Source organism: Aureimonas phyllosphaerae, assembly GCF_900113065.1.
GTDB lineage: Bacteria > Pseudomonadota > Alphaproteobacteria > Rhizobiales > Rhizobiaceae > Aureimonas > Aureimonas phyllosphaerae.
This window is the reverse complement of sequence record NZ_FOOA01000031.1, coordinates 21,088-27,450: the sequence shown is the minus strand read 5'-3', so window position 1 is coordinate 27,450 and position 6,363 is coordinate 21,088. Positions and strand designations below refer to the sequence as shown.

The following is a 6,363-nucleotide window of genomic DNA, read 5'->3' as shown; positions in this document are numbered from 1 at the left end:
CGGCGCGGGCCGCCGTCTCGCCGACGCCGCGCGTCACCTCTCCGAGCGCTGCCACCGTCTCCTCGAGGCTCGCCGCCTGCTGCTCGGTGCGCTGGGAGAGATCGCCCGCCGCGACCGTGATCTCCGACAGGCCTGAGCGCATCGCGCCGACCGCCTGGACGACGTCGCCGATGGTGGCCTCGAGCTGGGCCACCGACTGGTTGAACTGGGCGCGGATCGGCTCGAACTCGGGCGCCACGGCCTCGCCCATGCGCACCGTCAGGTCGCCCGCCGACAGGCGCGCAAAGCCCGCCTCCACCGCATGGACGAAGGCGCGAAGATCGTCCGCCTTCGCGTTGTCGAGGGCATGCTGGCGCTCGGCGCTCGCAGCCTGCGAACGCCGGGCGGCATCGGCCTCGGCCGTCAGGCGCAGCTTTTCGGTCGCGGCGCTGCGGAAGACCTCGAGCGCTCTCGCCATCGCGCCGACCTCGTCTCGCCGGTCGATCCCACCGATCGCCGTATCGAGATCGCCGGCCGCGACCCGTCCCATGGCCGTTTCGAGTCCGCCGACCCCGCGCACGACGCGGGTCATCATCAGCCAACCGAAGAGACCGAGATCGACGAGGAGTGCGAAGGAGCTTGCAAGCATCAGCCAGAACTGCGTCGTCTGGCGCGCCGTCGCCGCCGCCACTTCCGCGCTGGACCGTTCGTTCAGCTTGGCGAAGAAGGCGTCCACCGGCTCCATCGCACTTGCCACCGCCGCATGGTACGATTTCGACACGAGATTGCCGTTTGCCTGCTGGCGCTGGCTGGCCGTCAGGCCGGGGCGCGCCAGCGTCTCCATCGCATCGGTCTCGAGCTTGACGAGTGCATTCGAGCGCTCAATGGCCGTGTCGAGGAGCTGAAATTCGTCGCCCTGGATGCCGGCCTGGACCATCCGGTTCCGCAAGGACATCGTATCGCTATCGGGGCGCGGCTGCGCGCCGCGCGTGGTCACGAGTTCCCAGTAGGGCCGTGTGTAGTAGTCGATCGGCGTCGGCGCCTTGCCGTCGCGAATCTCGAGGGCTTTGAAGTACTGCTCCTTGTACATGCGGTCGCCGGTGGCCACGAACGTGCGCACCATGCGCGTCAGTTCGGACGAGGTCTGCCGGAATCCGTCGGCGAGCTGATAGGCCTCGTAGCGGCGCTCGTAGGTCCGCACGATATCGCTCCCCGCCTTCTGATAGAAATAGAACGACGCGAAGAACGCCGCCAGAAGGCTCGTGGTGGCCAGACTGAACGCGATGAAAAGAGCCCGGATGCTCACGAAGGCGCCTCGATCTAGAGGATGGAACGTAGCGGGAGTTCCAGGACTGCCGCCCCGTCTCCTTTGCCATCCAACAGTTTGACGACATCTCGTTAAAGAATGGGGAAGGCTGCCGGAGCGGAAGGGAGCTTGGCATTTCGGCGTGTCCCGCTCGGCCGACCCAAGGCGGCGCCGAAGCGACCGGTTGCCGTAAGAGACACGTAGAAAACCCGGAGGCCATGCTTCAACGAATGGTTCCCACTGGCCGAACCGCGAACCGGACCGGTTGAACCGAGCCCTGGTCACGACCATCCCGTTGCGCCGCAGGTATGGGAAGGGCATGTCGGCCAACCAAGCTGGCGGTCGGACGCTTCAGGATCACGGGCATGCGACTGGTCCGGCGAAAACCATCCCAAAATCCGGCGGTGAGCAGATGTGATGCTGCAGCGCAGTTGACATGGGAAATCGCAGCGCAACATTCTCAGGCACCGCGCCCTGCCCTCGCAGACGATGCCGCGGCGACCCGCTCGGTCGAAACGACGCATCACGACCGAGCGGGTCTCCCATTCGCCCTGTATCCGAGGCACGGGAAAGCCCGCTCCGGCAGACCGGGCGGGCTTCTACAAGTCTAGCGGTCGATACGCGTCAGGCGAAAGCGCCGGCGTCCAGACTGGCCGACGACACACCGGTCAAGATCACCGTGCCGCCACCAGACAGCGCGATGACCGCCGATCCATTGACGTCGGAGACGGTGTAGGTCTGGCCCTGAAAGTTGAGGCTGTCCCCCTGTGCCCGGTTGAAGTCGACGATCACGTCGTTGCCCGATCCCGCCGCGAAGAAGAAGACGTCCGCTTCCGTTCCGCCGGACAGGGTGTCGTTGCCGAGATCGCCCCAGATCTGATCGTTGCCGGCTCCGCCGAACACGAGATCGTCGCCTTGGCCGCCGCGGACGTAGTCGTTGCCCTGGCCGCCGCCGACCGTGTCGTTGCCCTTGTCACCGAACAAAGCATCGTTGCCGAGATTTCCGAACACGGCGTCGTTGTCGCGACCGCCATAGGCGACGTCATCGTCTTGGCCCGCGAAGATCGTATCGTTGCCCTGGTTGGCGAAGATGACGTCCGCCCCCTGGTTACCGTTGATCAGGTCGTTGCCAGAATACCCGGTGATCGTGTCGTTCCCGGCGAACCCGTTGATCGTATCGCCGAAATCGGTGCCGGTCAGGGGGTCAGGTCCGGACGTTCCATCGATCGAGGTGCTTGGCGGACGCACCACGTAGGTGCCCTGATAGTCGATCGTGAGATCGATATACTCCTCGCGGATGGACTTGAAGTCATCCACATCGCGGCCGATCCCATAGCGGATGTCGATAGCGCCGTCCGCCACGATGCCGGCCAGAACCGACTGCGGGATCGTGAAGCTGACGACGTTCACCCCATTGTATTCGTCGTTCGGCGGGATCGCCCCGAAGGACTGGCTGGTGAACCCTTCGATCTGGACGTTGAAGGACTCGTACGTTTGCTCGCCTGGCGAGAAGTCGCCGTAGTAACGCAGGGTGACGACAGCATCGCTGTCGGCGACCTGGGGAACATTGGCGATGGTGAAGGGGCCGAGGAGAGCAGGTCCCCGCCCCGTGCCGATGAAGTCGTCGAGCCTGTAGTTGAACGTGACCGCAGCCATGCGCCTCTTCTCCCCAAACGCTTAGGGCACGATGACGTAGCGCTCACCAGAAAGTCAATACGATGTTATAGGCTCGTTAACGAATAGATGTTTTCAGGTCATCCCGCTGCCGCGCCGACCGTTCTCTACAATTGTATGGGATGCAGGATCGGCCTTCCCCCACGTCACCTGCAGATCATCGATCAGACTCCGGCAACTGACTCGGGATCGTCCAGGGACCGCAGCGGAAGGCGTGACGCGACAACAAGACGCGCCCGGCATATCCTCGGAAAGCATCGGAGAAGCGAGGTCGATTTGGAGCGGGCGATGGGGATCGAACCCACGACATCCAGCTTGGGAAGCTGGCGTTCTACCGCTGAACTACGCCCGCGCTCGAGGTGGGACACTGCCCGCAAGGTTGCAAGGCGTCAAGCGTCCCTTAGATGAAATGCTTGGAGAGCTTCAGGCCCTGCGCCTGGTAGTTCGACTTCAGATCGGCGCCGTAGAGCCGATCCGGCAGGCTCGCCATGCGCTCGTAGACGAGCCGCCCGACGATCTGGCCGTCCTCCAGGATGAAGGGCACGTCGTGACTGCGCACCTCGAGCACGGCGCGCGAGCCCGAGCCGCCCGCCCTCGAATGGCCGAAGCCCGGATCGAAGAAGCCCGCGTAATGGACGCGGAACTCGCCGACCAGAGGGTCGAACGGCGTCATCTCGGCGGCAAAGGCCGGCGGCACGTGGACCGCCTCCTTCGATACGAGGATGTAGAATTCGTCGGGATCGAGAACGAGTTCGCCCACCGCTCCCCGCCGGATCGGCTCCCAGTAGTCGAGCATCGAGAGCGCGGCGCGGCGGTCGACATCGACGACGCCGGTGTGCCGCTTGCCGCGGTAGCCGACGAGGCCCGTCTGGTCGCCGGCCAGATCGATCGACAGCGCGATACCGCCGCCGGAGATGTTGGCATCCGTCGCACTGGTCAGTCGCTCGGTCTCGTGGAGGGCGGAAAGCTCCGCTTCGAGAAGCTGCGCGTCGCCGGTGCGGAAGCGGATCTGGGTGAGCCGCGAGCCCGGGCGCACCACGATCGGGAACGTGCGGGGGCTGATCTCGAGGAAGAGCGGACCCCGGTAGCCGGCCGGGATCTTGTCGAACTCCTGCGCCCCGTCCGACAGGACGCGGGTGAAGATATCGAGGCGGCCGGTGGAACTCTTTGGATTGGTCGCGGCGCGGATCTCGGGCGGAAGATCGAGCGCTTCCTGCAGCGGCACGATGTAGACGCAGCCCGTCTCGAGGACCGCACCGCCTGACAGGTCGATCTCGTGCATCGACAGACGGCTGAGCTTGGCCTCCACCGGATTGCCACGGCCCGGCAGGAAGCTCGCGCGAACGCGATAGGCCTTCGCGCCGAGCCGGAGGTCGAGGCTGGCGGGCTGGATCTGGTCGGCGTCGAAGGGACGCTCGGACGCGATGCGACCGTCCGCGGACAGTTGCGCGATATCGCGATCGGGAAGGATGCCGCCGGCCATGAACTCAACTCCAAGCTGATCCACGCGTTAGCAGGCCCGGCGAGGCTTGGAAACGGGCGGATTGATTTCGGCTGCGGACAGGATTAAGGCTCGCCCCGTTCGTGGTGATTTGCCGGCCGGCTTGCAGCCACGTAAAACAAGTCGCTAAAGGCCGTTTCGTCTCACCCCCGAGCGGCTTCTTCGCGTCTGTTATCCCGTTTGCAAAGCGGCCTCGGAGACGCCCATGCTGAAGAAGAACGACGCAGCCCGCCCCTTGCGCCCGGCGACCGCCATGGTTCACGGCGGCACCATGCGCTCCGGCTTCGGCGAGACGTCGGAAGCCCTCTTCCTGACGCAAGGGTTCGTGTATCCGACGGCCGAGGCCGCCGAGGCCCGCTTCAAGGGCGAGGAGCCCGGCTTCGTCTATTCGCGCTACGCCAATCCGACGACGCGCATGTTCGAGGAGCGGATGATGGCGCTGGAGGGCGCGGAGGACGCGCGCGCCACGGCATCCGGCATGGCCGCCGTCTCGGCCGCGCTCCAGTGCTCCGTCCGGGCAGGCGATCATGTGGTGGCCGCGCGGGCTCTCTTCGGCTCCTGTCGCTATATCATCGAGACCGTGCTCGGGCGCGCCGGCGTCGCCTGTACGCTGGTCGACGGGCGCGACCTTGAGCAGTGGAAGGCGGCGGTTCGCCCAGAAACCAAGCTGTTCTTTCTCGAGAGCCCGACCAACCCGACGCTTGAGGTCATCGACATCCGGGCCGTCGCCGAGATCGCTCACGAGGCCGGCGCTCGCCTCATCGTGGACAACGTGTTCGCCACGCCTATGCAGCAGAAGCCGCTGGAACTCGGCGCCGACGTCGTGATCTATTCCGCGACCAAGCACATCGACGGCCAGGGCCGCTGCCTCGGCGGCGTCATCCTGTCGGACGCTCAGTGGATTGCCGAGGAACTGCAGGACTTCTTCCGCCACACCGGCCCGTCGCTCTCGCCGTTCAACGCCTGGTGCCTGCTGAAGGGCCTCGAAACCCTGCCGCTGCGCGTCGCACAGCAGACGGCGAACGCCGCTCGCCTTGCCGATGCGCTGGCCGCCTCGTCGAAGGTCTCGCGCGTCCTCTATCCTGGCCGCGCCGACCATCCGGACGCCGAGGTCATCGCCCGCCAGATGTCGGGCGGCTCGACACTTCTGGCGCTGGATCTGAAGGGCGGCAAGGAGGCGGCTTTCCGCTTCTCGAATGCACTGGAGATCATCAAGATCTCCAACAACCTCGGCGACGCCAAGAGCCTGATCACGCATCCCGCGACGACCACACACAAGAGCCTGACCGACGAGGCGCGCGCCGAGCTCGGCATCGGACCGGGACTTCTGCGCCTGTCGGCCGGCATTGAGGACGGCGCCGATCTCGTCGACGATGTCGAGCGGGCGCTCGCCAGCGTCTGAGCTTGAGCGGCCTCCCGGCTGCACCGACCCGGTTTTGCCGCAATCGTCTGCGGATTGCGGCAGGACCTTTCTCGCGCTGCCGGCGCCAGCAACGAACTCGAAGGCCATGTATCAGGCGACCACACGCCACATCACCGTCAGGGTGACCCCGTCCTACCTCGGCGACCAGTCCGATCCGTCGGAGGGGCACTGGGTCTTCGCCTACCGTGTCGAGATCGAGAACGGCTCGCGCGAGACGGTGCAGCTGCGTGCGCGCCGCTGGCAGATCACCGACGGTCTCGGCCGGGTCGAGGTGGTGGAAGGTCCGGGCGTCGTCGGCGAGGAGCCGATTCTCGAGCCCGGCGACAGCTTCACCTACACGTCGGGATGCCCGCTCTCGACCCCGTCCGGCATCATGCGGGGGCACTACCGGATGCAGTCGATCGACGGCAGCCTGTTCGAGGTCGAAATCCCCGCCTTTTCGCTGGATGCGCCGGCGGACCGGCGTGTCCTGAACTAAGC

Annotated in this window: 5 protein-coding genes, 1 tRNA gene and 1 riboswitch; of the genes, 2 read left to right on the top strand and 4 right to left on the bottom strand. The window is 65.8% G+C overall.

Annotated features, from left to right (window positions below; translation table 11 throughout):
* The 4 genes from BM175_RS20865 to BM175_RS20850 all read right to left on the bottom strand — a co-directional run.
* On the bottom strand, positions 1 to 1,285 hold a 1,285-nt coding region (locus BM175_RS20865; RefSeq protein ID WP_175526957.1), incomplete at its 3' end, for a HAMP domain-containing protein.
* 624 nt (positions 1,286 to 1,909) lie between these two features.
* A complete protein-coding gene (locus BM175_RS20860; protein WP_090966565.1) occupies positions 1,910 to 2,941 on the bottom strand; it encodes a calcium-binding protein in 1,032 nt (343 codons plus the stop codon).
* Between the two features lie 295 nt (positions 2,942 to 3,236).
* Positions 3,237 to 3,311, bottom strand: a tRNA-Gly gene (locus BM175_RS20855).
* 48 nt (positions 3,312 to 3,359) lie between these two features.
* Positions 3,360 to 4,442, bottom strand: a complete 1,083-nt coding sequence (locus BM175_RS20850) for a 2'-deoxycytidine 5'-triphosphate deaminase (protein WP_090966563.1) — start codon at positions 4,440 to 4,442, stop codon at positions 3,360 to 3,362.
* Positions 4,443 to 4,533: 91 nt separating this feature from the next.
* Positions 4,534 to 4,609: riboswitch (SAM riboswitch) on the top strand.
* A 56-nt stretch (positions 4,610 to 4,665) separates the two neighbouring features.
* Here BM175_RS20850 and BM175_RS20845 point away from each other — a divergent pair.
* Both BM175_RS20845 and apaG read left to right on the top strand, forming a co-directional pair.
* On the top strand, positions 4,666 to 5,862 hold the full coding sequence (locus BM175_RS20845) for an O-succinylhomoserine sulfhydrylase (RefSeq protein ID WP_090966561.1): 1,197 nt from the start codon (positions 4,666 to 4,668) through the stop codon (positions 5,860 to 5,862).
* A 106-nt stretch (positions 5,863 to 5,968) separates the two neighbouring features.
* Positions 5,969 to 6,361 carry a Co2+/Mg2+ efflux protein ApaG gene (gene apaG / locus BM175_RS20840; RefSeq protein WP_090966560.1) on the top strand — a complete coding sequence of 131 codons (393 nt, stop codon included), beginning with the start codon at positions 5,969 to 5,971 and terminating at the stop codon, positions 6,359 to 6,361.
* Positions 6,362 to 6,363: the final 2 nt, after the last annotated feature.